This is a genomic window from Nonomuraea deserti, from assembly GCF_004348685.1.
GTDB lineage: Bacteria > Actinomycetota > Actinomycetes > Streptosporangiales > Streptosporangiaceae > Nonomuraea > Nonomuraea deserti.
In genome coordinates, this window is sequence record NZ_SMKO01000003.1 from 113,613 (window position 1) to 138,907 (window position 25,295).

Here is a 25,295-nt window from a genome sequence, read left to right on the forward strand (position 1 = left end):
GCCCGGGTCACGCGTCTTCGTCGTGCGGTCGCACGGAACGCAGGCCTTGCATGGCGATGTCGACGGCATGCCGCGCGGCCTCCCACAGCTCGTCCTGTGACCGGCCGAGCTGAACGCTCGCCCAGCTCGCCTGCTGGATCGCGCCCAGCAGCGCGCCGGTCATCGCCGCGGCGGTGATGGGGTCGAGCCGGCCGGGGAAGGCCTTCTGCAGCTCGTCGGCGATCCGGTGCTGCAGGTCGAGCAGCAGGTAGAGCCCTTTCGCCTGCAGGGCGGGCGTGTTCAGCACCAGCCGGGCCGTCGCCGACAGCTCTTCGGGCTCCTTCGGCGGGACCTTGGGCCGGCGGTGGGCGGCGTACTCCTGGACCATCCTCGCCAGCACCTCGCCGGGACCCTCCTCCGGCCGGCGTTCCGCGATCGCCCGGAACAGCACGTCGAAGTCCCGCTCGGTGCCGACCCACAGGACCTCGTCCTTGCTGCGGAAGTAGTTGGAGAACGTCTTGGGGTCGACGTCCGCCGCCGCGGCGATCTGCGCCATCGTGGTCTGCTCGTATCCCTGCTCCTCGAACAGCTTGATCGCCACCATGACGATCCGTTGCCGCGTCTCACGTTTCTTCCGCTCTCGCCGCGACTCCTGCATGGCCCCAAACGTACGCCCACCCGAATTTTCCTGCAACCTGAAAATTCCATGATCGGGAATTTGTCCCGACCGAGATCGGGCTATCCTGAGGCCGCCACAGATCACCTGATGATCACCGCCTGCTGTTCGCCACGGCGGCGACGCTTGTCGTTCATGCATGGCGGTGCTGGCCGGCGCGGGAGGTGAGTCGTGCAGGACGACCTGGAGCAGGGCGACCGGGCCCGGGCGCGACGGGTGCGGATGATCGACGTGGCCAACTCGCTGGGGCTGTCCCGGGCCACCGTCTCGCTGGTGATGCGGAACAGCCCGCTGGTGTCGGCGGCGACCCGGAGCGCGGTCCTGGCCGAGGCCGAGCGGCTGGGATACATCTACAACCAGGCCGCCGCGAACCTGCGGACCCAGCGCAACGACCTGGTCGGCCTGGTGATGCCGGACGTGATGAACCCGTTCGTCGCCGAGGTGTCGCTGGGCGTGCAGGAGGTGCTCGGCGAGATCGGCTTCTTCGTCATGATCGCCAACACGGTCGACCGGCTGGACCTCCAGCGGCAGATCCTGCAGTCCCTGGTGGGGCACCGGGCGGCCGGCGTCGTCACCATCCCGGCGCTGACCTCGGCCGCCGACCATTTCGCCGGCATCCGCCGCAGCGGCCTGCCGACGGTGCTGCTGCTGCGGCACATCGACGGTGTCGACCTGCCCTTCGTCGGCACCGACGAGGTGGGCATCGGCCGGCTCGGCGCCGAGCACCTGATCGCCGTGCACGGCTGCCGCCGGGTGGCCTACTTCGGCGGCGACCCGCTGGCCTCGCCGCGGGTGGGCCGAATGGAGGCCTTCCGTGAGGCGGTCGCCGAGGCCGGCGCCGGCTGGGACGCGGCCTGGTCGGAGCCGCTGGAGGCGACCGCGGACGCGGCGCACCGCCGCGCCGCCGACCTGCTCGCCGCGGGGCCGCCGCCGGACGGGGTGCTGTGCCACAGCGACAACGTGGCCTACGGCCTGGCCAAGGCGCTGCGGCTCGGCACGCCCGACGCGGCGCCCTGCGCGGTGCTGGGCATCGACGACCTTCACCAGTCGGCGATGTGGAACCCGTCGATCAGCAGCATCGCCACCGATCCCGTCGAGCTGGGCCGGGTCTGCGGCCGCGTGCTGCTGGCGGAGATGGGGATGCCGGTCGAGGGCAGCCGCACGCCTCCGCCGCCCGAGATCCACGCCCGCGCGTCCTGCGGTTGCCGCTGAACCATTTCACCCTTGGCCTACCTGTTTTGATAGAAAAGGTTGACCCGCCGGTTTAGATCGATCTAAGGTCCATACCGAGTTGATGAGGCCCCATCGGCGCGAGCCCGGGGCCGGCCCACTCGACCGAGGGAGGGGGCACGGATGCCCGCAGTCGTCCGCTCTCCCCGTCGCGCGCAGTGGCACCGGCGCGAGGACGGCGTCGGCCGCCTGATGTTGCTGCCGAGCCTGCTGCCCTACCTCGCTTTCGCGCTGCTGCCGATCGGCTGGCTGTTCTGGTTCAGCTTCCAGCGCTGGAACGGGTTCACGGCGCCGCGGTTCGCCGGGGTCGCCAACTACGAGCGGATGATCGGCGACGAGCAGTGGTGGCTCGCGGTGCTGAACACCGTGAAGTTCGGGGCCGGCCGGTTGATCATCGAGATCCCGCTGGCGCTGGTGCTGGCCTACGTGTTCTTCCGCGGGGTGCGCGCCGGCACCGTCTACCGGACGATCCTGTTCCTGCCGCACGTGCTGTCGCCGGCGATCATCGGCATCATCTTCGTCTTCCTGCTGCGCGAGACCGGCGGGCCGATCAACCAGCTGCTCGTCGGATCGGGCCTGGTGGAGGCGCCGATCCGCTTCCTGGGCGAGGCCGGCAGCGCGCTCGCCAGCCTCGTCGGCGTCGGCGTGTGGGCCCACCTGGGGATCAACCTGCTGCTGTTCTTCGCCGGCATGATGACGATCCCGAACGAGCTGCTCGAAAGCGCGTCGCTGGAAGGCGCCGGTCACTGGTCGACGCTGCGGCACATCGTGCTGCCGATGCTGGCCCCGGTGACACGGGTGGTGATCCTGATCTCGATCATCGGTACGCTGCGCAGCTTCGACCTGGTCAAAACGCTCACCGACGGCGGGCCGGCCGGTGGCACCGAGGTGATGTTCACCTACCTCTACCGGTTCTTCTTCGAGCCGGAATCGGTGCCGCAGATCGGGTACGCCGCCGCGCTCGGCGTCACCGCGAGCGTGATCGTGGGCATCATCTCCGTGGCCTACCTGCGGATCAGCCGGAGCGGGAGGACGGCGCGATGAGCACACCCACCGTCACCGGACCCGCGACCCGGACGGCCGCCCGGCCCGTGCCGTCCAGGCGCCCGCGCCGCACCCGCCCGCTGACCGTGCTGCTGCACGCGGTCCTGATCGCGGCGGCGCTGATCATGCTGTCGCCGCTGGTCTTCGGCCTGTTCGCCTCGGTGTCGCCGCTGGACCAGATCCTCAGCAGGAACGGCGGCCTCCTGCCCCGGGTCTGGGAGTGGGGCACCTACGTCCAGGCCTGGACCACGGCCAGCTTCTCCCGCTATTTCGTCAACAGCGTGATCGTCACGGCCCTGGTCGTGCTGCTGGACACGCTCGCCTCCAGCATGACCGGCTACGTGCTGGCGCGGCGCCGGCTCCGCGGCCAGCGCCTCCTCGAAGGCGTGTACGTCGGCACCCTGTTCGTCGGCCTGACCACGGCGACGCTCTACCCGCAGTACGTGATCGCCGAGGCGCTGGGCCTGGCCAACCTGCTCGGGATCGCGCTGGTCCAGCTGGCCGGCATCATGCTGGTGCACATCTTCCTGATCAAGGCGTTCGTGCTCGGCCTCGGCACCGAGATGGAGGACGCCGCCCGCGTCGACGGCTGCGGGCTGTTCGGCACCTACTGGCGCATCGCCTTCCCGATGATGCGGCCGATCCTCGCCACCACGGTGATCCTCGGCTTCCAGGCCTCGTGGAACAACTACCAGGTGCCGCTGGTGTTCTCGCTCGCCGCCCCCGACCTGCGCACCCTGGTCGTGGGCGTGAGCGCGCTGCAGTACGACGCCGCCGAGGGGATGACGCCGTACAACACGGTGCTGGCCGGCGCGAACATGGCGCTGGTGCCGATCGTGGTGATCTTCATCGTGCTGCAGCGGCACTTCGTCCGCGGCTGGACGGACGGGTCGGTGAAGGGATGACCCTGCTCGCTCCGGACGGCGCCCTGCTGCGCGGCTGGTCCCGCTGGTGGTTCTGGGCCTGGACCAGCTGCTGCTGGCTGCTGCTGAGCCTGCCTGTGATCACCGCCCCCGCGGCCACCCTGTGGCTGGTCGACCAGCAACGCCGGCAGGAACGCGGCGAGGCCGCGCTCGGGCCCGGCGAGACACTGCGGTTCCTGGCCCGCCGGCTGCTGCCCGCCCTGCGGCTGGCCGGCTGCCATCTCGGCATCGCCTGCCTGGTGCTCGTCGGCCTGCTCGGCCCGTCGCCCGGCGGCCCGTACGGCTGGCTGGTGCTGATCACCAGCGTGGTGGCCGGGGTGACCTGGGCGCTGGTCGCCCCGTGGTCGGTCGTCATGTTCGAGCGCACCGGCCGTGCCGTCGCGGCGCTGCGGATGGCGTACGTGCTGGCGCTGTCGCGGATCGAGCTGGCACTGACCGCGACGGTGGCCGTGCTGGCCGCCGCCGTCGCCGGGCCGTTCCTGGCGACCCAGGTGCCGTACGCAGGTCCGCTGCTGGTGATCGCGCTGCCGGCGGCCACGGCCAATTTCGTGATCATGCTGGGCGATCGGGCCGCCGCGGTCCGAGACGTGGTCCCCGCCGGCCGGATCGGGTCCGGTTCGGTCCCTTCCGGATGAGAAAGGCCCCCTGATGATCGATCCCTCCCTGACCCGCCGCGGCCTGCTCGGCACGCTCGCCGCCGGCGCCGCGGGCGTCCTCGTCGGCTGCGGCGGCTCCTCGTCCGGTTCCACCGATCCCGACGAGCTGACCACGATCGTGGTCTGGGATCGGGCAGGCGCGCACGCCAAGGCCCGGCAGGAGTTCTTCCGCACCTGGAACCAGCAGCAGGGCAGGTCCCTCGGCATCGCGGTGCGGTACGAGCCGCAGGCGACGGACAAGTACGAGGAGATCGTCCGGCTCGGCTTCCAGACCAAGAGGGCGCCCGACCTGTTCCACAGCCCTTCGGCGCAGCTGGGCGCGTTCGTCGCGGCCGGGTGGGTGCAGCCGCTGCCGGACCTGGTCGGCAAGGCCGTGCTGGACAAGGCCGCGCCCTACCACCAGAAGAACAGCGAGCTGGTCTGGGGCGGCGTGCCGTACGCGGTGCCGACCACCGCGTTCACCAACCGCATGGTGATCAACACCGACCTGTTCGAGAAGGCCGGGCTGGACCCGGAGTCGCCGCCGGCCACCTTCTCCGAGGTGCGGAAGGCGGCCGCGGCCATCACCAGGATCGGCAAGGGTGACGCGTTCGGCATGCTGATCCCGATCAAGGCGACCGGGTTCCGGCAGTGGAGCGTCGACATCCTGCTGATGGCGGCCGACCCGGCGCTGGCCCAGTTCGGGCTGTTCAACGCGGCCACGCAGACGTACGAGTCGGCCAAGTACGCGCCGCTGCTCGAGCTCTACCGGAGCATGCTCAGCGACAAGACCGCCTACCCGGGCGCCGCGACGCTGACCAGCGACGTCGCCATCAACGCCTTCGGCAAGGGCGAGGCGGGGATGTACGTCACCAGCAGCGCGGTCGTGTCCTCGCTGGCCGATCTCGGCAGCGAGGTCAAGGCGGCCGCGGTCCCGCTGCCGGTGCCGGACGGGCAGAAACTGGTGCGCTCGCCGATGAACGCCGGATACCCGTACGCGATCTCGTCGACCACCGAGAACCCGGAGAAGGCCGCCAAGGTGTTCGAGGTGATGGTCGGCGACGGCATGCAGGAGGCGCTGGCCGCGAAGGCGGCGCCGCCGCTGAACGCCGCCGTCTGGGACTCCGCCGCGATCAAGGACAACGCGCTGCTCCAGCAGTACCGGCCGGCCGAACGCGACGAGCAGTGGCCGAAGACGCCCGGCGGCCTGCTGCAGGTGGACGGGGAGAGCGTCGATCAGACCGTGGAGAAGCTGCTGCTCGACCCGTCGGCGGCGCTCGGACCGGCGCTCACCGCCATGCAACAGCGCATGCAGGCCGCCTACGACGCCGCGGTGAAGAACGGCGAGATCGACCCGCAGGAGTTCCAGGCGTGACGGGCCCGAACCTCGTCGTGCTGCTGGCCGACCAGTGGCGGGGCCAGGACCAGGGCTGGCTCGGCGGCGCCCGCGGACGAGCCTCCCAGGTCCGCACCCCGCACCTGGACCGGCTGGCGGCCGGCGGCGCCGCGATCGCGGGCGGCTGCGCCAGCTCGCCGGTCTGCGGACCGAGCCGGGGCAGCCTCCTCACCGGCCGCCTGCCCCACCAGCACGGCGTGGTCGCCAACGACCTGCCGCTCTCGCCCCGGCTGGAGACTCTGGGTACGGCACTGTACGGCGCCGGATACCGGACCGGCTGGATCGGCAAGTGGCATCTGGCCGGGCTGCCACGGGACAAATGGGTGCCGCCCGCCGCACGGCCGGGAATCGAGCACTGGGCGGGGGTCGACTGCTCGCATGACCACGTCGACGGCCACTACTACGTCGGCGAGGAGAGCCCGGCCAGGGTCGACTTCGTCGGATACGAGCCCGAGGTGCAGACCGACCTCGCGATGGAGTTCCTCGCCGGGCAGGACGCCCCCTTCTTTCTCACGGTCTGCTACAACCCGCCGCACGACCCGTACGACTCGGTGCCGGAGCGCCTTCGCACGGGTTACCCGCTCGAGCGGATGACGGTGCCGCCGAACACGCCCGGCAGCGACGAGCGGCGCGAGGTGCAGCGGCTCTACTGGAGCGCCATCACGGCGGTGGACGCGCAGATCGGCCGGATCCTGGCGGAGCTGGACCGGCTCGGGCTGCGCGAGAACACGATCGTCGTGGTCACCTCCGACCACGGCGACATGCTCGGAGCGCACGGCCTGCGGGCCAAGCAGAGCCCGTACGCGGAGGCCGTCAGGGTGCCGATGGTGATCAGCGGGCCCGGTGTTCCCGCCTGTCGCCCGGCCGGCCTGCTCGGCCTGGTCGATCTCGCTCCGACCCTGCTCGGACTGCTCGGGCTGCCGCCGATCGGGGTGTACGGCCGCGACCTCAGCGACCGGCTCCGATCCGGCGCATCCCTGCGCACGGAGCTGCTGATCGGCAACTGGGTCAGCTTCGACAACGGATACGACCAGGGCATCGGCGAGTGGCGGGGCTTCGTCACCGACGAGCTGACCTACGCGCGCACCGTCGACGGCCGGCCCTGGCTGCTGTTCGACGACCGCGCCGATCCCTGGCAGATGGACAACCTGGCCGGCGACGCGGCGTCGGCCGGCCGGGTCGCCGCGGCCGACGACCGCCTGTCCGCGCTGCTGACGGAGTCCGGGGACAGGTTCTGGCCGGCCGACCGGTTGCTGACCGAGCTGGGCCTGGTCGATGACTGGAACGCCCGCGAGATCGCCCTGCGGGGCGACAGGGCCCGGCTGCTGCCGACGAGATGACCGCTCTGTGAGGAGAGACCCGTTCATGCCCACCCGCCCGAACGTGCTGTTCGTGATGACCGACCAGCAGCGGTTCGACACCATCGCGGCGCTCGGCAATCCCCATGTCGCGACGCCCCATCTCGATCGGCTGGCGGCCCGCGGGACCGTCTTCGACAACGCGTACTCCACCTCCCCGGTCTGCGTCCCGGCCCGCTACACGCTGCGCAGCGGATGCGAACCGACCAGGACCGGGGTGTACGACAACACCGTCCCCGGCGGGGGACACGCCGGGATCAGGGAACGTTGCGGCCCGTACCTGGCCGAGGCGATGGGCCTGCGCGGGTACCGCACCTGGGGCGTCGGCAAGTTCCACACCGAGCCCTGGGACGCGCCGGTCGGCTACGAGGTGCAGCGGCACAGCGAGGAGTTCTACGGCAGCCCCGAGCAGCGCGCCAGGGACGCGTACGCGTCGTGGATCGCGACGGAACACCCTGAGTACGACTGGATCGAGGCGCTGATGGGGGAGCGGACCGACATGTACTACATGCCGCAGCTCAGCCCCTTGCCGGCGGACTGCACCGTCGAGTCGTGGGCCACGCGGGAGGCCATCGGGCTGATGGCCGCCGATGACGGCCGGCCCTGGTTCGGGTTCGTGTCCTACATCGGCCCGCACCCCCCGTTCGCGCCACCGCTGCCGTACAACCGGATGTACGACCCCGACCAGATGCCCGACCCGGTGTGCGGCGATCGTGCCATTGACCATCTCGACCAGCACATCCCGTGGATGAACCACCTGGTCTACGCCGAGGACGTCGACCCGCACCGCGCCCGGACGCTGAAGGCCCGCTACTACGGCGAGATCAGCTACATCGACGGCTGCATCGGCGACCTGCTCGACGCGGTGGAGCGGCGACCGGACGCCGACAACACCGTGATCTGCTTCTACGCCGATCACGGCGATCTGCTCGGTGACCATCACGGCTGGCAGAAGGAGAGCTTCTTCGAAGCGTCTGCCCGGGTCCCGTTCCTGATCTCCTGGCCGGAGCGGATCGCGGCCGGTGACCGCCGATCGGAGCTGGCATGCCTGACCGACCTGTTCGGCCTGGCCACCTCCGCCGCCGGCCGGCCGGAGCTGCGGCAGGGCAGCGACCTGCTCGGCCTGCTGGCCGGTACGGCGCCGCCCAGGGAGACGCTCTTCGGCTACCACGGGCGCCCCGGCACCCGGCGGTTCAAGGCGATGGTGCGGCAAGGTCACCTGAAGCTGATCTGGCTGGCCAACGGCGGGCACCGGCTGCTGTTCGACCTCGATGCCGACCCGCAGGAGGTCAAGCCGGTGCAGGCGGAACGGCCGGAGGACGCCGACCGGCTGACCGCGCTGCTGGCCGCGCGGCTCCGGTCCGAGGGCGTGGCCGAGGCCTTCGACCGCGCCGGCCTCGGATCGGAGCTGCGGACCTTCCCGTACGAGGAATGGCCGCTGACCAGGATCCACCAGTTCGACCTGTCGCGAGGGATCACCGGCTTCGGCGCCGCCGGATAACCCGATGGCGGGCCCGGCCCGCGGGATGCGACCATCGGCAGGTGGCCGCATGTGTCTTCTGCGAGATCGTCGCTGGGCGGGCTCCCGCCTACCGGGTGACGGCGGACGAGCACGCGGTCGCGTTCCTGGACCTCGCCCCCGCCGCGCCGGGCCACACGCTGGTCGTGCCTCGCGGGCATGCGCGGGACGTGTGGGAGCTGCCGCAGGACGCCTGCGCCCAGGTCGCTCGGCTGGTGCATGGGGTGAGTGCGCTGCTGCGGGTGGCGCTGGCCCCCGACGGGCTGTCGATCACCCACGCCACCGGGGAGGCGGCCGGGCAGGACGTCTTCCATTTCCACACGCACGTCGTCCCGCGGTGGCGGGGCGACGACGTGAGGCTGATGTGGAAGACCAGGCGAGCTTCGCCTCAGGAACTGCAAGAGGTGCTGGAGCGGGTGACCGTGGCTCGGTGAGCGGTCACGTGGTCACCTCAGGAACTCCCGCGCGCCGCGCAGCCTGGTGCGGAGCCGCCGCCGGGTCAGGCCGCACTCCAGGCGCACGTCCGTCGGGCCGGGCACGCCGGCGTCCGCTCTCCGGGCGGAGGGCAGCCGGTCGGCGTCGAGGCCGTCGCGCCGGGCGATGAGCCGCCCCAGCTCGTACCGGCTCACCGCGTCGGCCCCGGCGACGTGGTGGACGCCGTGATGGCCTGAGACGGCGAGTTCGAGGAGCGCCGCGGCCAGGTCGACGACGTGCACGGGGCAACGTACGTCGTCGGTGAACAGCGCTCCCCGCGCCCTGCCGGTGGCCAGGGCGTGCACCAGCGCCTCGTGCGGAGAGCCGCCGTCACCGATGATCAGGGAGGTCCGGGCCGTCACCGCGGCCGGCGCGATCGCGTTCACGGCCGTCTCGGCGGCGGCCTTGGCGGCGCCGTACGGGGTGATCGGGTCGGGGACGCACGTCTCGTCATAACGGATCGCGGCGCCGGAGAAGACCGCGTCGCTGGACACCTGGACCAGGCGTGCACCTGCCGCGGCGGCGGCCAGGGCCACGTGCGCGGCTCCCGTCGCCGTGGTCGCCCAGTCCGTCTGCCGGTAGGCGGCGTTGATCACCGCCTCCGGCCGGCATGCCGCGACCAGCGCGCCGACGTCCTCGCGCCGGCGCACGTCGAGCGGCGACCACGCGACACCCTCGGTCTCCCCTGGTCGGGAGAGGTAGGTCGCGGCCACCTCGTGTCCGGCCGTCGAACACTGCCGAGCGAGTTCGCCGCCGAGCAGGCCACTGCCACCGACGATGAGGAATCTCATGGCGGGTCACCATAATCGATCGGTCACGCCGATCCGCCCTGTACCAAGATCGTTCATGCCGGTATGGTGTGGACCCCGACGACACCGCGAGGTAAGGCGTGCACCAGATCCGGACGGAGATCCGCATCGCGGCATCTCCCGAGCAGGTATGGAAGATCCTCTGCGATTTCGACGCCTATTCGGAGTGGAACCCGCTGGTGCCGAGGATGCGGGGCACCGCGGTGACGGGGAGCCGGCTGTCCTTGCCGACCGCCATGTGGCCCGGAGGCCCCGTCGTCATGCCGATGCGCGCGACGGTGGAGGACGCGACCCCGCCGCGGCGGCTGGCCTGGCGTACCAACGTGATCGCGCGCGGCGTCGTCAGCTCGGTGCACGTCTTCGAGCTGTCCCCCGATGAGGAGCGTGGCGGCACGCACGTGCGTCATCAGGAGACCGTCACCGGGGCGGCCGCTTCGGCGATGTGGCCGATACTGCGCCGGTTCGAGCCGGTGTTCGAGCAGCTCAACCAGGCGCTCAAGAGCCGGGCCGAAGCGTCGTCCTAGCTCTCGCCGGCCATCCGTGGCCGGGGTGCGATCGGCGCGGCTGGTCAGTGGTGCTCGGCGTAGTGGCGCGCGAGCAGGTCCTCGCCCCAGTCGTCACGCAGGTCGCGCCACACGGAGTGGATGTGGTTGGCATCGTCCTGGGTGTTGTCGTACTCCAGCAGGAACGTGGGCCCGGCGACGCAGTAGTAGTGGCCCTGCCCGCGCTGGTCGGATCCCATCCACGCGAACGTCACCTTGTCGAGTCCGGCGTCGAGCACGTCGCGCCAGCAGGTCTCGCCGTACCAGCCGGGAGCACGGTCGAAATAGCGGCGGACGAGCCGTTCGAGCAGGTCCTTCGACGACGCCGGCATGTCGGCGCAGGACAGCCCGCGGGGGATGCGGCCGGGATCGGCCACGGGGTCGTTGCGGGTGAGGACGTCGTCGGGGGCCGCCTGGCTGGTGATCGCGATCGAGCGCTGGTGCGGCGCGAGGTCGGCGAGCAGCGCCCGGCCCAGCTCCTCCTCCTCGGCGAGCAGCCGCAGGCCCCGCTGCGGCCCGGACAGGACCATGGCCGGCTCCGCGCCGAGGAAGCTCGGCGTGACGGCGATCGCGTCGCCTGCGACCGTGATGTGCACCGCGAGGTGGTGGCCGTTGACCTGCCACGTCCACGGGTCCGCTCCTCCCGGGTCGCCGAAGACCCGGAACCAGTAGCGGTCGCCGTCGATCTCGTCGACGCCGGTCGCCAGGCGGCGCCTGATGCGCTCGAGCTCGATGACGCCTCTCGCCGTGCGCGCACCGGCCGTGCCGCAGCCGGTGTCGAGCAGGGCGAGCGCCAGCTCCTGCTGTCCGGAGGTCATCTCGGCCAGCGGCAGACCCGGGCGAGGGCCGGGGAGGTAGGACCACTCGGTGCGCTCGGGCGAGCCGAACGCCGCCGTCGCCGCGGCCCTTCGCCCGGTGTCGAGCGAGCCGAGGAAGCGCTGCACCGCCTGGCGCATCGCGTGGACGTCGTGGGCACTCATGCATGGTTCCTTAACGGGAGGAGGGAGCCGCGATGGTCAGAACACGGTCTCTGACGCCACGAACCGCAACATACTGCAATCTAAACGACAGCAAGCGGATGCGGATCGTCGATCGTCCCGCTCAGTCCGCCCGCGCGGCGTGGATCGCGCCGAACGCCAGGAGAGGGGCGGCGGTCCGCGCCGGATCCTCGAGAATGGGCGTGTGTCCGAGACCGGGCAGCATCTCGACTCTCGCTCCCGGGACGACGCGGTAGCCGGCGGCGGATGAGGATCGCCATCTGCGATCGTCCTCGCCGAAGATCACCAGCAGCGGCTTGCCGAGGGCCCTCAGCCGGTCCGGCAGCGCCCGCTCCTCCAGGTAGGCGCGGGTGGCCTGCATCGTCGTGGTGAACGTGTGGTAGGTCATGCCGCGCACCTCGTCCAGGAACTCATCCGGGATCCGGTAGCCCGCGCGGCTGAAAGCGGGGCCCGCCAGCCGGCGGATCTGCTCGTCGGTCGGCGGCCACCGCGAGGGCCCGATCGCGGCGGTCTCCGGCGCGATGAAGGCGTCCAGGCTCGGGCCGGTGTTGATGAGCGCGAGCGCGGCAACCAGGCCGGGTCGCTGCTCGGTGAGGGCGGTGGCGACCGCGCCGCCGCTGGAATGGCCGGCGACCAGGGCGCGCTTGACGCCGAGCCGGTCCAGTGCCGCGCCGACCCGGCGCCCCTGCTCCGGGAGCGCGTAGCTGCGGTCGGCGGGCTTGGCTGACCGGCCGTGCCCGAGCAGGTCGATCCGGACGACACGATGAGCTCCGGTCAGCATCGGAACCAGCGCGTCCCACGAGCGGGTCGAGGACGCGGACCCGTGGATGAGCAGGAGCGCGGGTGCGTCGCGGGGGCCGTCCTGGCACACGTGGATGTCGCCGTCGTCCAGGGACAGCGTCGTACTCTCGGCGGCCGCGGCGTCGCCGTTCACGTGCGGTCTGCCGTCAGGAATCGTCATGTCGCCACTGTCGCGGCCCGTACGCGCCGGTGGATTGGACGAATGTTCCCCCTCGACCGGACCCGCCTAGCATGGAACGGTGCGGACGTTCGTCCACGGTGCGGCTGTGTGGGGCATCGCGTGCCCGCGGCGGCCCAGCCGGGTGGCCGGTGTCACCATGGCCGGGTTCCGGGTCCGTGATCTGAGCGCGCTCCGGATGGTCCCCCACCCCGCCGTGACGCTGATCGTGGACTTCGGCACCGGCTCGCCCGTGGTGGACCACGCCGCCGGGCGGCGGCTTCGGGGCAGCGTCGCCGCCGGGCCGGGGATCGGGTCGGGAGGCGCGGTCCGGGCGTGGGGCGAGAACGTGGAGTGCGTGCAGGTGCGCCTGTCCCCCGTGATCGCACGCGGGGTTCTGGGCGCCTCCCCGGCCGACCTCGACGGCGTCGTGGTGGCCCTCGACGACCTGTGGGGCCGGGAGGCGTCACGGATCCGCGAGCAGCTGAGCGAGGTCTCGTCGTGGCAGGATCGTTTCGCGCTGACGGACGCGCTGCTCGCCCGCCGGCATGCCGAGGGGCCGCCGGTCGACCCGGAGGTGGCCTGGGCCTGGAGGCGGATCGTCGGCGCCCGCGGCCAGGCCCGGATCGACGGGCTCGCGGCGGAGGCCGGGTGGAGCCGCAAGCGCCTGTGGTCGCGGTTCCGGTCGCAGCTCGGCCTGCCGCCCAAACGCGCCGCGAAGCTGGTCCGCTTCGACCATGCCGCCCACCGCCTGGTCGCGGGCGAAGGCGCGGCCCGAGTGGCCGCCGACGCCGGCTACGCCGACCAGTCCCACCTGCACCGGGACGTCGTGGCGTTCACCGGGGTGACCCCCGCGACCGTGGCCGGCGAGACGTTCCTGGCGGTCGACGACCTGGCGTGGAGCGGCCACGTCTCCAGGGTTCTCGGGCTCGGGCGCCGGCCGTAGGCGAGGCGGCCATCGCCGTGATCGAAGCTGGTCGCGAGATCGAACCTTCGGGGATCCGGCGGGATCACAAGGGATGACCGACGTTCCGTGGAGTCCGCCGATTCGGAGGCTGTTCGTGGAGTTCCTCATCGCGATGATCGTGGCGAGCGCCGCTCTCGCCGGAGGCGTCGCCCATGCGGTCACCCGCCGTGATCTGCAGGGCGGCGCAAAGGTGGCGGTCCCTCTCGCCTGCGCCCTCCTGGTGGGCACCGCCTGCACGTTCGTGCCCCATCTTCCCCTGCTCGCCTTCCTGGGGACCGTGGTGGTCTATCTGCTCGCGAGGCGCCTGTTCACGGCGAAGCTCGCGCTCGCCGCCTCGGGGGTCGTGCTTCTCGGCGGGTGCTCGTTCGCCGTGCTCCTCATGATGGTCGCCCTCGACACCATGTGATGCGCGCCCGCCGTCGCCGCTAGCGCAGCCAGCGCAGAGCCGCGTCGGCGCAGTCGTCGGGGTTGTCGTTGAAGGCGATGGCCGCGCCGGGCGCGTGCCGCCTGACCCGGTTGACCACCTTCTCGAAGAACTCGAGCAGCGGTTCGTGCTTGCGGATGCCGCCCCCTATCACCACGCAGGCGTAGTCGTCGCGGGTCAGCGCCTCCACGATCGCCGCTTCGGGATCACGGTCGAGCGCCACCAGGCAATAGTCGGCCTCGATGCCGTGATCGTCGAAACGGGCGCGACCGCGTGCTATCGCCTCCTGGACCGGCTCCGGGTCATAGCCCTCGATCGCGGCGGGATCGAGGCCGATCACGAGCACTCGTGCCATTGTCACGCGTCTCCTTCCTGGCAGAACATGTGCACAACCGATGCGGGCGTCACGCGCGAGCGCCCGGGTGGCGGCGCGTCCAGCCTTCCGAGGCGGTCACCCGGCTGCTCCGTGGCGGGGCAGGTTCGACGGCACGGCCCTCGTACGGTGTCGAGAGCACGACGTGGGAGTTCATCTCGCCGTGCTCGCCGAGCCGTTCGAGCAGCCCTTCCAGGTGCGGCATCGAGGCGACCCGCACCTTGAGCATCGTGCACCAGCTGCCGCTCAGCTTGTGCACCTCGGTGACTTCGGGCAGGTCCTCGGCGGCCGTGGTCTTGAGCAGGCAGCGGCCGTGCGCGCAGCGCATCTGGACGAAGGCCGTCAGCGGCTGCCCGGCGCTCGCCGGGTCGATGCGCGCCTGGTAGCCCGTGATCACTCCCACTCCTCGAGCCGCCGTACCCGTTCCGCCACGGCGGGTGCGGAGAGGTTGACGCGCCGGGCAAGCTTGTTGAAGGAGAGCCGGCCGTCGTGCTGGAGTTCGCCGATGATGCGCCAGTCCGTCCGGTCCAGCGATCTGTCCATGTGCAAGCCTCGCATGCTTGATTCCTTGCGAACCAGCGGTCTATGGCATCGAACTCCGATTCTTGCCCATTCAACGGCGGATTCGGCGTTCCTATCGTGAAGGCCATGGTTGTTGAGGTCCGGGCGGGCGGCGTGACCCGCGAGCGGCGGCCGATGGCGGCACTGTGCTCGGGGGCCGCCCTGATGAACGCGGCAATGGCGGTCGCGAGCGCGGCGGGCACGCTGGTCGCGGGGGATTTGGCTGTGCAGCCGGCCGCGTACGGGCGGTGCGGGGACCGGTTCTCATGGAGTTCTCAGGCGGGCTTTGTAGCACTTTCGCCTGAAATTTATGAATATGGGGCGATGGAGCGCGTGCCGCAGGAGGCCGGTGCGGCCGAGGCTCAGCAAGCTCGAAGAGCCGTGGCCGGAAAGGCTCGGCGGATGGTCATCGGGGGCGGCGTACTCGTCGTCGTGGCGTTGGCGGCGTACTGGCTGGGGAGCGGCGGCGGGCACGGCGAAGGAGCCGCGCCCAGGCCGAGCGCGACGCCGACGCCCAGCGCGACGCTCACCGTGCCGGACGTCTTCAGGAGAGTCGGGCCCTCGGTGGTGGTCATCCAGGCAGGGAAGTCGCTCGGCACCGGGGTGATCGCGGCCGACGACGGGACGATCCTGACCGCGCACCACGTCGTCAAGGGCACGAAGGACGTCAACCTGACATTCGCCGACGGCACCAAGGCGAAGGCCGTGGTCGCGTCGTCGAACCCCGAACGCGACGTCGCGACCCTCAAGCCCGCGAAGCTGCCGGAGATCGTCGTACCGGCGACGCTCGGCGGCGGCGCGGCCGTGGGCGCGCCCGTCGTGGCGATCGGAAACCCGCTCGGTCTGACCTACAGCGTCTCCACCGGCGTCGTGTCCGGCCTGAACAGGAGCGCCGACCGGAGCGCGGAAGAGGGCGACCTGAGCGGGCTCATCCAGTTCGACGCCTCCGTCAACCCGGGCAGCTCCGGCGGTCCGCTCCTGGACGCTCGCGGCCTGGTCATCGGGATCGTCGTCTCGATCGCCGACCCGGGAGGCGACGAGGCGTTCGCCGGCATCGCGTTCGCGGTGCCGATCGGCGTGGCCCTGGGCGGCACCGAAGGCGACGGCCCCCCGGGCGACGGGCCCGAGATCTGATCGAAGCCCCATGAGAAGGAAGCCCATGACCTCGACCAAGTCCCCCGAGCCGGCCCACCCGCTCGAACACGTGCTGTTCGAGGTCAAACGTACGATCGTCGGGCAGGACGTCCTGCTGGAGCGCATGGCCGTCGCGCTGATCGCCGACGGTCACCTGCTCGTCGAGGGCGTGCCAGGCCTGGCCAAGACGCTCGCGGTGCGGTCGCTGGCCGCGGCGATCGCCGGGAGTTTCCAGCGCGTCCAGTTCACCCCCGACCTCGTGCCCGCGGACCTCGTGGGCACGCGGGTCTACCACCAGCACTCGGGGGAGTTCAAGACCGAGCTCGGCCCGGTGTTCGCGAACCTGCTGCTGGCCGACGAGATCAACCGCGCCCCCGCCAAGGTGCAGAGCGCCCTGCTGGAGGTGATGCAGGAGCACCAGGTGACGATCGGCCGCGAGACGTTCCAGGTGCCCGAGCCGTTCCTCGTCATGGCGACGGAGAACCCGATCGAGTCGGAGGGCACCTACCCGCTGCCCGAGGCGCAGGTCGACCGTTTCATGATGAAGGTGGTCGTCGACTATCCGACGCAGGCGGAAGAACAGGCGATCGTCGACCGGGCGCTGCGCCCGCCGGAGCCGCCGCAGGCGATGGTGACGGCCGATGACCTGGTCGCGATGCGGGTCCGCGCCCAGGAGGTGTACGTCGACCCGTCGATCGTCGACTACGCGGTCCGGCTGGTGTCGGTGACACGTTCCCCCGCGACCGCCGGGCTCGGCGAGCTGGAACGGTACGTCACCTACGGGGCGAGCCCGCGGGCGTCCATCGCGCTCGTCACGGGCGCCCGGGCGCTGGCGTTCCTTCGCGGCCGCGACTACGTCCTGCCGCACGACCTGGCCGAGCTCGCGCTCGACGTCCTGCGCCACCGCCTCGTCCTGTCGTACGAGGCCCTCGCCGACGACGTCGACGCCGACACGATCATCACCAGGGTGCTCGGCGCGGTCCGGGCCCCCGACGTCGTCCTGCAGAACCGCTGAGCCATGGCCACCGCCCCCGACAGGCTCCTGCTCCGCCTGGAGTGGAAGGTCGTCCGCAGGCTCGACGGCCGGCTCCAGGGCGCCCACCGCACCACGTACCGCGGCTCCGGGATCGACTTCACCGGGTTGCGCGCCTACGCCGACGGCGACGACGCCCGGCACATCGACTGGAACGTGACCGCGCGGCTGGACGAGCCGCACGTGCGCGTGTTCACCGAGGACCGCGAGCTGACGGTGTGGCTCGTGCTCGACCGGTCGGCGTCGATGGCGGCGGGCCGGCCGGGACGCGGCAAGCACGACGTGCTCGCCGAGCTCGCGCTCGTCCTGACTCGCCTGTTCGGCCGGGGCGGCAACCGCGTCGGCGCCCTGCTGTTCGACACCGGGATGCTGCGTGTCGTGCCGCCGGGCACCTCCCGGCGGCACGCGCTGCGGATCGGCGCCGAGCTGGAACGCACCGCAGGGTCACGGGGCGGCAGTACCACCGACCTGGCCGAGATGCTCGACGCGGCCGGACGGCTCGCCCGCCGCCGCGCCCTCATCGTCGTGCTGTCGGACTTCATCGGCGACGGCGACTGGGAACGCTCGCTCCAGCGCCTGGCCCGGCGGCACGAGGTGGTCGCCCTGCGGATCGTGGACACCGCCGACGACGTGTTGCCCGAAGCCGGGCTGATCGTGGTCGAGGACGCCGAGACGGGCGAGCAGCTCGTCGTCGACTCCGCCGACCCGCTGCTGCGCGTACGGTTCCGCGAGGCCGTCGACGACCGCGACGCCCGGCTCGCGGCGGGCATGCGCCGGGCCGGGGTGCCCGTGCACCGCGTCGACACCGACCGCGATCTGGCCGAGGCGCTCGTCGAGGTCGTCGCCCGGACCCGGGACCGGGCGACATGACCGCGCCCGTCGAGGTCACCCACGGACACGGCGCCTTGGTCATGCGGCCGGCGAAGGAGGCTCCATGACCGAGGTCGGCGTTCGACGGGCGAAGGAGGCTCCATGACCCTGTCCTCCCCGCTGTTGCTGGCCGCCGGGCTGCTCGTGACGGTGGCGCTCGCGTGGGCGGCCGTCGTCTCGGCGCGCCGGCGGACTGCGGCGCTGGCCGCGGCCGGGGTCGCCGTGACGGGCGGCCGGCGGGCGTACCTCGGAGTCGGGTTGACGATCGCCGGCGTCGGCGTGCTCGCGATCGCCACCGCCGGACCGGCGGCCATGGTGCCGGTGCCGCGGACCGCGGGCACCGTCATCCTCGCCATCGACGTCTCCAACAGCATGGGCGCCGGCGACGTCGCGCCCAACCGGCTGGCGGCCGCGCAGCGGGCGGCCCGCGCGTTCGTCGCGGCGCAGCCCGACAGCGTCGACATCGGAGTCGTCGCGTTCGAACGGGGCGCGCTCACCACCGCACGCCCCGACGCCGACCACTCCGTAGCGCTCAAGGCCATCGACCGTCTGAGACTCACGGGCGGCACCTCGCTGGGCACGGCCATCACGGCCGCGCTGTCGGCGATCACCGGCAAGCAGGTGGCGATCGGCCGCGACGGCGAAGCGCCCGACATCGGCTACTGGCCGTCGGCGACGATCGTCATGTTCTCCGACGGCCAGAACCGGGGCGGCGATGTCGAACCGGCCGCCGAAGTGGCCCAGCGGGCGGGCGTGCACATCCACACCGTCGGGGTCGGGACCACGGCCGGGGCGACGGTGAAGGTCGACGGTTATCACCTGCAGACCTCGCTGGAGGAGGAACCTCTCACCGTGATCGCGCAGACCACCGGCGGCGCCTACCATCCCGCCTCCGACACCGCGCGGCTCGACGGGATCGCCGACACGATCGATCTGCGGCTCACCGTCTCCGACGAGCCGCTGCCTCTCGCCGGCGGGCTGATCGGGCTCGCCCTCGCGCTGCTCGCCGCGGGAGCGGCGCTCACGGTGCTCCGGTCCGGACGGGTGGTCTGAATGGTGTTCTCGTGGCCGTGGGCGCTGCTGTCCGTACTGGTCATCCCGCTGATCTTCGGCATCCGCTGGTGGGCGCGGCGGCGCCGGCGACGGGCCGCTGTGCGGGTCACCTCGATCGCGCTCGTACGCAGCGCCCTGCCCGGCCGTACCCGCTGGACGCGGAAGATCCCGGCGGTGCTGTTCGTCGCCGGGCTCGCGCTGCTCGCGGTCGGTGCCGCGCGTCCGCAGGCGTCGGTGCCGGTGCCGCAGACGTCGGCGACGATCCTGCTCGCGCTCGACACCTCCGGCTCCATGTGCTCCACGGACGTCGACCCCAACCGCATCACCGCCGCGAAGAAGGCCGCCGCGGAGTTCATCGAGTCGCAGCGGGGCGGGCCGCGCATCGGGCTGGTCACCTTCGCGGGCAACGCGGGCCTGCTCGTGCCTCCCACCGACGACACGGAATCGCTGATCGAGGCGCTGGACGGCCTCACCGTGGCCCGCGGCACCGCGATCGGGCAGGCCATGCTGACCTCGATCGACGCGATCGCGGAGGTCGACCCGTCGGTCGCGCCCACCGGAGCCGACCCGCCCAGCGGAGGGCCGGGCTACGCCGGCGCCGCGATCGTCGTGCTCACCGACGGCGCCAACACCCAGGGCGTCGACCCGCAGACCGCCGCCCAGGAGGCGGCGCTGCGCCGCGTCCGCGTCTTCCCCATCGGCTTCGGCAGCACCGAGCCGGCCCCGATGGTCTGCGAGAACTCGCAGTTCGACGGCCGTGGCTGGGGCAGCTGGGGCGGCTTCAGCGGCCGTGGCGGATTCGACAGGGGCCGCAACGTCCGCATGATCGACGAGCCCGCGCTCAAGCAGATCGCCCAGACCACGGGCGGGTCGTACCACCGCGCCGAGAACGCCGACCAGCTCCATAGCGCCCTCGAGTCCCTGCCCGGCAGCTTCACCGTCATCACCCAGCGGGTCGACACCGCCGCCGCCTTCGCCGCCGGCGGTGCCGTCCTCGTCACCGCGGCCCTGTCCCTCTCCCTCTGGTGGAACCGCCCCCGCACCCCGACCCGCTGACGGTACGCGCAGCCGGAAGAGCCCGACAAAAGCGGCCGGTCACTCCCGGCGGCCCCGCCCCTCTCCCGCCTGGCGGCCGAGCAGCTTCTCGATGCTGCGGCGCTCGCGTTTGGTGGGACGGCCCGCGCCACGAGCCCGGACGGCCACCGTCACGGTCTCCTCGCGGGGAGGCGGCGGAGGGCTCTTGTCGACGTAGCATTCGGCGGCCACGGCGGCGCCGACGCGCTTGGTGATGATCCGGGAGACGACCACGACGCGTTCGCGCCCCTCGTGCCGCAGCCGGACCTCGTCACCGGCGCGGACGGCGTGCGCGGGCTTGACCCGCACCCCGTTGACCCGGACGTGACCGCCGCGGCAGGCGTCGGACGCGATCGAACGCGTCCTGGTCAGCCGCACCGACCAGATCCAGCTGTCCACCCGGGCACTCACCTGCTCGCCTGCCATCCCGACACTGTACTGAGCGACACGACACTCCGTGGACCGCACTCCGTGGACCGCGCTTCATGGACCGCGCTCCGTGACCGCACTCCGTGGACCGCGCTTCATGGACCGCGCGGGTCCCGTCGGGACGCGGAGTCCTCAGGCGGTGTCCGGGCCGTAGAGCGCGGCGATGTCCTGGGAGCTGGCCCACCGGCTGTAGGTGGGCGACTGCGGCCAGCCGTCGGGCGAGTCCTGCCACTCCTCCTGCCGCCCGTACGGCAGCAGGTCGATCAGCGCGAACGTGTGGCTGAGCTGCTCGGTGCCCCGGCCGTTGGTGTGCCAGGTGCGGTAGACGGTGTCGCCGTCGCGCAGGAACACGTTGACGGCGAAGCCTCCTCCGGGCGGTGCGCCGACGTCGGCGCCGAACGGGCTGTTCGCGGTGGAGTACCAGGCCATCGTGTTTCCGACCCGCCGCTTGTAGGCGAGTGCCTCGTCGATGGGGCCCTGGGTGACGACGACGAACCGGGCGTCGTAGTTGTCCAGGAACTCCGTCCGGGCGAACTGCGAGGTGAAGCCCGTGCAGCCCGGGCACTGCCATTCTTCGCCCGGGGACCACATGTGGCTGTAGACGATCAGCTGCCGCTTGCCGTCGAAGACGTCCGCCAGCCGGACCGGTCCGTCCTCGCCCTCGAGGGTGTAGTCGGGCATCTCCACCATGGGCAGGCGGCGGCGCTGTGCGGCGATGGCGTCGAGTTCCCTGGTCGCGGCCTTCTCCCGGGCACGCAGCGCGTCGAGCTGCCGCTGCCAGGTGCCGGCGTCGACGACGGGTGGTAGCGCGTTCGTCATCATGGTCCCTCCCTGATCCCTTGCTTGGCTTTCCGTGCTCAGGGGATAGACCTGCCCCGTGCGCGGAACTCATCGGCGGCCAGGTCAAATGCGTACAAAACGTGCGTCGTGCACGTTCGTGCAGATGTGTTGACCATCCGTTCAGGCGCAGGTCACAGTGACGCGACACCCCGAGCGCGGGAACAAGGAGTGGCGGTGACCACCTTCCGCTGCACGCGCGACATCCCGATCAGCGATGCCACCGCAGTCCTCGTCGTGGGAGGCGGGCCGGCCCGGGTCTCGCCGCCGCGCGGGCCGGGGCATCCGTACGGATCGTCGAGCGGTCCGGCTTCCTCGGCGGAAACCTGACCGCCGGGCTGGTCGGCCCGTGCATGACGTCGTTCTCGCTGGACGGCGGCACGCAGCTGATCCGCGGGGCGGACATACCGCGCTCCTGCAGCGGCAGGCCGCGGATCAGCAAGCGTCGTTCCAGGTGAGGGCGCTACGGGGAGCGCTCGCTCGCCTCGTCCTCGTTGTCCGGGTCGAGCCGTGCCCAGACCTCGGCGAGGTTGCGCAGGTGCTCGTCGTCGAGCCGGTCGAAGAAGAGCCTGCGCAGGTCGCTGTGCTGCCGGCGCCATGCCTTGCGCAGGAGCGCCCTGCCGTCCTTGGTCAGGACCACCTCGAAGCCGCGGCCGTCGTCGGCCGAGCGCCGGCGCTCGATCAGGCCGCGGCGCTCGAGCCGGTCGGCGAGCCGGGTGAACCCGCCGGTGGACATCAGGCGCCGCTGCGCGAGCTCCGACATCCGCATGCCGTTGCGGCCGGCCTCGCCCAGCAGGGACAGCACGCTGTATTCGGCCATGCTCACGTCCAGCGGAGCGAGGCCGGCCTCGATCTCCCGCCAGATGCGATCGTGGGTGAGCAGGAACCCCCGCCACGCCTGGTCCTCAAGCTCTCGCAGGGTCGCCATGAGCAGCACAGTAGCGGCAGGGCGTCGTGGGAACCAACCGGTATGTCTGCCTGCGCAGGCACCATGAACAGCCCGCCACCGGCTGATCCCGGATGCCGCCCGCCTGACGGCTGTGCCGGCACTGACTCCGCGTGGATCGGCGGTCGGCCGCCCACGCGGTGGCGGCAGCCCATCGCCTTCGGCGTCGACCGGGACATACGCCTTCGGCGTCGACCGGGACATACCGAGCGGGGTCGTACCGCATCCCATCGACCCGGAGTCGAGCGCGGCGGCTCTGGGAGCTGAGCGAACGGCTGCTCGGGGCCTGACGCCGTGAACGTCGATACGGCGAGAGCGGTATCGTTCCTCCATGCCTAGGAGCACAAGGGCGGACACCTCCTCGGGCTCCATGCCGGAGGGGGGAGGGCGCGAGCTGACCCGCCAGCGGGTGGTCGAGGCCGCGGCCGGCCTCCTGGCCCGCGAGGGGCGCGAGGCCGTCACCACCCGCGCGGTCGCGGCCGCGGCCGGGGTGCAGCCCCCCGCGATCTACCGCCACTTCGACGACATGGACGGCCTGCTCGACGCGGTGGCCGAGCAGGGCTACGCCAGGTTCGTCGAGGCCAAGCGCGCCATCCCCGCCCCCGACGACCCGGTCGAGGATCTGCGGGCGGGCTGGGACCTCGCCGTCGAGTTCGGGCTCGCCAACCCGGCGCTCTACGCGATGATGTACGGCGAGCCCCGGCGTGGCACGGATTCCCCCGCGCACAGGGCCGGCATGGAGCTCCTCCTCGGGCGCATCCGCCGCATCGCCGCCGCGGGCAGGCTCCGCGTCGACGAACCGCTCGCCGCCGCCCTCATCCACGCCACAGCCCGCGGGGCCGTGCTCACCTGGCTGTCACTCCCCGAGGACCGGCGCGACCCGGCCCTGCTGACCGCCATGCGCGAGTCCATGGTCACCGCCGTCACGACGGAGAAGCCTGCTGTGCAGGACCCTGGCCCCGCGGGCGCGGCCAGGGCGCTGCGTGCCGCGCTACCGCAGCAGACCACGCTCAGCGAGGCGGAGCTGCATCTCCTCGGTGAGTGGCTCGACCGCCTGGCCGCCGGCGGGTAGGGCCGCCGACCCTCAGGCGCCGGGCAGGTGCTTGCGTACGACGGAGCTCAGCGGGGTGGGTTCGTGGCCCAGCAGGGTGGCCAGGGTCGGGTCGACGGTGGCGAACTCCCCGGCGCGGGCGGCGACGAAGACGTCGATCAGATGGCCCGCGTACTCGTCGGGCACGCCGTGCTCCGTCAGCTGCCGCCGGAACCGGTCGTCGGGTGCGACGGCCCTGGTGACGGTGCGGCCGGTCACGTCCCCGGCGATGACGGCGATGTCGTCGAAGGTGAGCGCCCTGGCCGCGGTGAGCGGGGGAGTGGGGCCGTCGAAGCGGCCCTCGTCGGCGAGGATGGCGGCGGCCGCGTCGGCGAGGTCCTCGTGGGCGGTCCAGCTGACCGGCCCGTCCGCGGGGAGCACGATCTGGTCGGATCGCATGGCCTGACTGAGGAACCGTACTGCGCTGGCGGCGTAGAAGCCGTTGCGCAGTGAGGTGTACGGCACGCCGCACGGGCGCAACGCCTGCTCGGTCGCGGCGTGGTCGCGGCAGGCCTGGAAGTGCGAAGAGGCGCTGGCGCCCATGTGGCTGGTGTAGAGGACGCGGCGGGCGCCCGCCGTGACGGCCGCGTCGATCGCGGCGCGGTGCTGCCGTACGGACTCTTCGCCCATCACGTCGGTCGAGACGATCAGCACCTGGGCGGCGCCCTCGAAGGCGTGGGCGAGGCTGCCGGGGTCGGCGAAGTCGCCGCGCCGGACGCGTACGCCCTGATCGGCGAAGGCCCGAGCCTTCTGGGGATCGCGGACGCTGAGGCCGACCTGGCCCGCCGGCACGCGGGTCAGCAGCCGCTCGACGATCTGGCTCCCGAGCAGTCCGGTGGCGCCGGTCACGATGATCATGTTGTACTCCAGTGGCGTTTTCCGGTGGAAACACAACAAGCGTACCACCGATAATATCACTGGAATCAGTAATGGGTATCGTTGATATCGGCGGAGGGCGGGCTCGACGTCGTCACCGTGGGTCCGCGGAATCCGCGGACGGTGAGGAGGCCCGAGGGGCAGGGGCGGTCAAGCTGCTCAGCAGCCGTATCGCGTCGGCGGTGGGGGAGCCGGGCTCGACGTTGTAGACGCACAACGTCTGGTCGGGGTCGCCCGGAGGCTGGAGCGTCTCGTAGGAGAAGCAGAGCTCGCCGACCGCGGGGTGGAAGTAGCGCTTGGTGCCGTGGGTGCGGCGCAGGACGCGGTGGTCATTCCACCAGGTGGTGAACTCGGGGCAGCGCAGGGTGAGCTCGCCGACGAGATCGGCCAGCCGCCGGTCGTTCGGGTAGCGGCCCGCTTCGAGGCGCAGCATGGCGACGGTCTCGGCGGCGATCTGCTCCCAGTCTTCGACGCGGTCGCGGGCGACGGGGTCCAGCAGGTAGTAGCGGGCGAGGTTGCGCTGCGGGACGGGCAGAGCCTCGAAGTCGGTCAGCACCTCGCGCGCCAGCCGGTTGGCGGCCAGGATGTCGGTACGCCGGCCGACCACGAAGGCGGGCACGTGCTCCAGCGTATGGAGCATGAGATGGAGGCCCGGCCGCACCCGCTGCGGAGCCGACGGCGCCCGGCGCGCGGACGCGGGCCGGGCCAGCAGGTCGACGAGGTGCTCACGTTCGGCGGGGTCCAGTTGGAGGGCGCGCGCGAGAGCCTCGACGACCTCCGGGGACGGCGTTCCGGCGCGGCCCTGTTCGAGCCGGGTGAAATATTCGGTGCTCATGCCGGCGAGGCGGGCGACCTCGTCGCGGCGCAGCCCCGGCACGCGCCTGGCACGGCCGTCCTCCGGGAGCCCCGCCCGCTCGGGAGTGATCCGGGCGCGCCGGGAGCGCAGAAAGTCGGCGAGCTCGCTCCTTCTGTCCATAGCACCATTGTCGTCCCGCCGCGACGGGAACACCCGCGGGCCGGGTGGCCCTGTCCGTACCTGCCTCGCCGGTACCTGCCCGCTCACGGCCTGCTCGGAGCGGTTGCCGAG

The 25,295-nt window shown here is 71.9% G+C and carries 31 protein-coding genes; 19 read left to right on the forward strand and 12 right to left on the reverse strand.

What is annotated here, in order from left to right:
* Window positions 1-7: 7 nt before the first annotated feature.
* Window positions 8-637 (reverse strand): TetR/AcrR family transcriptional regulator, encoded by a 630-nt coding sequence (locus tag E1292_RS02310; protein WP_132591472.1) that lies wholly within the window; start codon window positions 635-637, stop codon window positions 8-10.
* A gap of 189 nt (window positions 638-826) precedes the next feature.
* On the opposite strand from E1292_RS02310, the gene E1292_RS02315 reads away from it, so the two are divergent.
* The 8 genes from E1292_RS02315 to E1292_RS02350 all read left to right on the forward strand — a co-directional run bounded on the left by E1292_RS02315 (window position 827) and on the right by E1292_RS02350 (window position 9,194).
* The gene (locus E1292_RS02315) at window positions 827-1,867 is read left to right on the forward strand and encodes a LacI family DNA-binding transcriptional regulator (RefSeq protein ID WP_132591474.1); all 1,041 of its coding nucleotides are present in this window, start codon (window positions 827-829) and stop codon (window positions 1,865-1,867) included.
* A 141-nt stretch (window positions 1,868-2,008) separates the two neighbouring features.
* Window positions 2,009-2,929: a carbohydrate ABC transporter permease gene (locus E1292_RS02320; RefSeq protein WP_132591476.1), complete on the forward strand. Its 921-nt coding sequence runs from the start codon at window positions 2,009-2,011 to the stop codon at window positions 2,927-2,929.
* Window positions 2,926-3,834: a carbohydrate ABC transporter permease gene (locus E1292_RS02325; protein ID WP_132591478.1), complete on the forward strand. Its 909-nt coding sequence runs from the start codon at window positions 2,926-2,928 to the stop codon at window positions 3,832-3,834. Before E1292_RS02320 ends, E1292_RS02325 begins: the two co-directional genes overlap by 4 nt.
* Window positions 3,831-4,487, forward strand: a complete 657-nt coding sequence (locus E1292_RS02330; protein ID WP_132591480.1) for a hypothetical protein — start codon at window positions 3,831-3,833, stop codon at window positions 4,485-4,487. Before E1292_RS02325 ends, E1292_RS02330 begins: the two co-directional genes overlap by 4 nt.
* 13 nt (window positions 4,488-4,500) lie before the next feature.
* Window positions 4,501-5,862 carry an ABC transporter substrate-binding protein gene (locus E1292_RS02335; protein WP_132591482.1) on the forward strand — a complete coding sequence of 454 codons (1,362 nt, stop codon included), beginning with the start codon at window positions 4,501-4,503 and terminating at the stop codon, window positions 5,860-5,862.
* Complete coding sequence (locus tag E1292_RS02340) at window positions 5,859-7,223, forward strand: sulfatase-like hydrolase/transferase (protein ID WP_165974321.1); 1,365 nt, start codon at window positions 5,859-5,861, stop codon at window positions 7,221-7,223. Before E1292_RS02335 ends, E1292_RS02340 begins: the two co-directional genes overlap by 4 nt.
* A 25-nt stretch (window positions 7,224-7,248) precedes the next feature.
* Window positions 7,249-8,742, forward strand: a complete 1,494-nt coding sequence (locus tag E1292_RS02345; protein ID WP_165974322.1) for a sulfatase family protein — start codon at window positions 7,249-7,251, stop codon at window positions 8,740-8,742.
* Between the two features lie 41 nt (window positions 8,743-8,783).
* On the forward strand, window positions 8,784-9,194 hold the full coding sequence (locus E1292_RS02350; RefSeq protein ID WP_165974323.1) for an HIT family protein: 411 nt from the start codon (window positions 8,784-8,786) through the stop codon (window positions 9,192-9,194).
* 12 nt (window positions 9,195-9,206) lie between these two features.
* Here the strand turns inward: E1292_RS02350 and E1292_RS02355 are convergent, their stop codons facing one another.
* Window positions 9,207-10,025: a sugar nucleotide-binding protein gene (locus tag E1292_RS02355; protein WP_132591490.1), complete on the reverse strand. Its 819-nt coding sequence runs from the start codon at window positions 10,023-10,025 to the stop codon at window positions 9,207-9,209.
* Between the two features lie 98 nt (window positions 10,026-10,123).
* On the opposite strand from E1292_RS02355, the gene E1292_RS02360 reads away from it, so the two are divergent.
* The gene (locus E1292_RS02360; protein WP_132591492.1) at window positions 10,124-10,567 is read left to right on the forward strand and encodes an SRPBCC domain-containing protein; all 444 of its coding nucleotides are present in this window, start codon (window positions 10,124-10,126) and stop codon (window positions 10,565-10,567) included.
* A 44-nt stretch (window positions 10,568-10,611) separates the two neighbouring features.
* Here the strand turns inward: E1292_RS02360 and E1292_RS02365 are convergent, their stop codons facing one another.
* Window positions 10,612-11,565 (reverse strand): DUF3500 domain-containing protein, encoded by a 954-nt coding sequence (locus tag E1292_RS02365; RefSeq protein WP_132591494.1) that lies wholly within the window; start codon window positions 11,563-11,565, stop codon window positions 10,612-10,614.
* Window positions 11,566-11,686: 121 nt separating this feature from the next.
* Window positions 11,687-12,544, reverse strand: coding sequence for an alpha/beta fold hydrolase (locus E1292_RS02370; RefSeq protein WP_132591496.1), 858 nt, complete (start codon window positions 12,542-12,544; stop codon window positions 11,687-11,689).
* Between the two features lie 79 nt (window positions 12,545-12,623).
* On the opposite strand from E1292_RS02370, the gene E1292_RS02375 reads away from it, so the two are divergent.
* Both E1292_RS02375 and E1292_RS02380 read left to right on the forward strand, forming a co-directional pair.
* Complete coding sequence (locus E1292_RS02375) at window positions 12,624-13,487, forward strand: AraC family transcriptional regulator (RefSeq protein ID WP_132591498.1); 864 nt, start codon at window positions 12,624-12,626, stop codon at window positions 13,485-13,487.
* Between the two features lie 115 nt (window positions 13,488-13,602).
* Window positions 13,603-13,914: a hypothetical protein gene (locus E1292_RS02380; protein WP_132591500.1), complete on the forward strand. Its 312-nt coding sequence runs from the start codon at window positions 13,603-13,605 to the stop codon at window positions 13,912-13,914.
* 19 nt (window positions 13,915-13,933) lie between these two features.
* On the opposite strand, the gene E1292_RS02385 is transcribed toward E1292_RS02380, so the two are convergent.
* From E1292_RS02385 to E1292_RS55365, 3 genes are read right to left on the reverse strand one after another with little or no spacing between them, the layout of a single operon-like run.
* Complete coding sequence (locus E1292_RS02385; protein WP_165974327.1) at window positions 13,934-14,287, reverse strand: hypothetical protein; 354 nt, start codon at window positions 14,285-14,287, stop codon at window positions 13,934-13,936.
* Between the two features lie 49 nt (window positions 14,288-14,336).
* Window positions 14,337-14,702: an Lrp/AsnC family transcriptional regulator gene (locus E1292_RS02390; RefSeq protein ID WP_342775594.1), complete on the reverse strand. Its 366-nt coding sequence runs from the start codon at window positions 14,700-14,702 to the stop codon at window positions 14,337-14,339.
* A complete protein-coding gene (locus E1292_RS55365; RefSeq protein WP_342775595.1) occupies window positions 14,699-14,863 on the reverse strand; it encodes an Lrp/AsnC family transcriptional regulator in 165 nt (54 codons plus the stop codon). The genes E1292_RS02390 and E1292_RS55365 overlap by 4 nt, the downstream gene beginning before the upstream one ends.
* A gap of 90 nt (window positions 14,864-14,953) precedes the next feature.
* Here E1292_RS55365 and E1292_RS02395 point away from each other — a divergent pair, with 90 nt between their 5' ends.
* From E1292_RS02395 to E1292_RS02415, 5 genes are all read left to right on the forward strand, one after another.
* Window positions 14,954-16,000, forward strand: coding sequence for a S1C family serine protease (locus tag E1292_RS02395; RefSeq protein WP_246089874.1), 1,047 nt, complete (start codon window positions 14,954-14,956; stop codon window positions 15,998-16,000).
* 25 nt (window positions 16,001-16,025) lie between these two features.
* Window positions 16,026-17,015, forward strand: coding sequence for an AAA family ATPase (locus E1292_RS02400; RefSeq protein ID WP_132591504.1), 990 nt, complete (start codon window positions 16,026-16,028; stop codon window positions 17,013-17,015).
* Window positions 17,016-17,018: 3 nt separating this feature from the next.
* The gene (locus tag E1292_RS02405) at window positions 17,019-17,903 is read left to right on the forward strand and encodes a DUF58 domain-containing protein (RefSeq protein ID WP_132591506.1); all 885 of its coding nucleotides are present in this window, start codon (window positions 17,019-17,021) and stop codon (window positions 17,901-17,903) included.
* Window positions 17,904-18,005: 102 nt separating this feature from the next.
* Window positions 18,006-18,956, forward strand: a complete 951-nt coding sequence (locus tag E1292_RS02410; RefSeq protein ID WP_132591508.1) for a VWA domain-containing protein — start codon at window positions 18,006-18,008, stop codon at window positions 18,954-18,956.
* Entirely contained in the window at window positions 18,957-20,012 is a 1,056-nt protein-coding gene (locus E1292_RS02415; RefSeq protein WP_132591510.1) for a VWA domain-containing protein, read from the forward strand.
* A 39-nt stretch (window positions 20,013-20,051) separates the two neighbouring features.
* Here the strand turns inward: E1292_RS02415 and E1292_RS02420 are convergent, their stop codons facing one another.
* Together E1292_RS02420 and E1292_RS02425 are read right to left on the reverse strand one after the other, a co-directional pair.
* Window positions 20,052-20,456: an RNA-binding S4 domain-containing protein gene (locus E1292_RS02420; RefSeq protein WP_132591512.1), complete on the reverse strand. Its 405-nt coding sequence runs from the start codon at window positions 20,454-20,456 to the stop codon at window positions 20,052-20,054.
* Between the two features lie 135 nt (window positions 20,457-20,591).
* Window positions 20,592-21,281: a DUF899 domain-containing protein gene (locus E1292_RS02425; RefSeq protein WP_132591514.1), complete on the reverse strand. Its 690-nt coding sequence runs from the start codon at window positions 21,279-21,281 to the stop codon at window positions 20,592-20,594.
* A 192-nt stretch (window positions 21,282-21,473) separates the two neighbouring features.
* Here E1292_RS02425 and E1292_RS53355 point away from each other — a divergent pair, with 192 nt between their 5' ends.
* Window positions 21,474-21,626 carry a hypothetical protein gene (locus E1292_RS53355; protein ID WP_246089875.1) on the forward strand — a complete coding sequence of 51 codons (153 nt, stop codon included), beginning with the start codon at window positions 21,474-21,476 and terminating at the stop codon, window positions 21,624-21,626.
* Window positions 21,590-21,754, forward strand: coding sequence for a hypothetical protein (locus E1292_RS55610; RefSeq protein ID WP_369334330.1), 165 nt, complete (start codon window positions 21,590-21,592; stop codon window positions 21,752-21,754). Before E1292_RS53355 ends, E1292_RS55610 begins: the two co-directional genes overlap by 37 nt.
* Window positions 21,755-21,759: 5 nt before the next feature.
* On the opposite strand, the gene E1292_RS50780 is transcribed toward E1292_RS55610, so the two are convergent.
* Window positions 21,760-22,224 (reverse strand): MarR family winged helix-turn-helix transcriptional regulator, encoded by a 465-nt coding sequence (locus tag E1292_RS50780; RefSeq protein ID WP_165974324.1) that lies wholly within the window; start codon window positions 22,222-22,224, stop codon window positions 21,760-21,762.
* 349 nt (window positions 22,225-22,573) lie between these two features.
* Between E1292_RS50780 and E1292_RS02440 the strand changes: the two genes are divergently transcribed.
* Complete coding sequence (locus E1292_RS02440; protein WP_132591518.1) at window positions 22,574-23,314, forward strand: TetR/AcrR family transcriptional regulator; 741 nt, start codon at window positions 22,574-22,576, stop codon at window positions 23,312-23,314.
* A 12-nt stretch (window positions 23,315-23,326) separates the two neighbouring features.
* Here E1292_RS02440 and E1292_RS02445 read toward each other — a convergent pair whose 3' ends face one another.
* Both E1292_RS02445 and E1292_RS02450 read right to left on the reverse strand, forming a co-directional pair.
* Window positions 23,327-24,190, reverse strand: a complete 864-nt coding sequence (locus tag E1292_RS02445) for an NmrA family NAD(P)-binding protein (RefSeq protein ID WP_132591520.1) — start codon at window positions 24,188-24,190, stop codon at window positions 23,327-23,329.
* 112 nt (window positions 24,191-24,302) lie between these two features.
* Window positions 24,303-25,184, reverse strand: a complete 882-nt coding sequence (locus E1292_RS02450; RefSeq protein ID WP_132591522.1) for a helix-turn-helix transcriptional regulator — start codon at window positions 25,182-25,184, stop codon at window positions 24,303-24,305.
* Window positions 25,185-25,295: the final 111 nt, after the last annotated feature.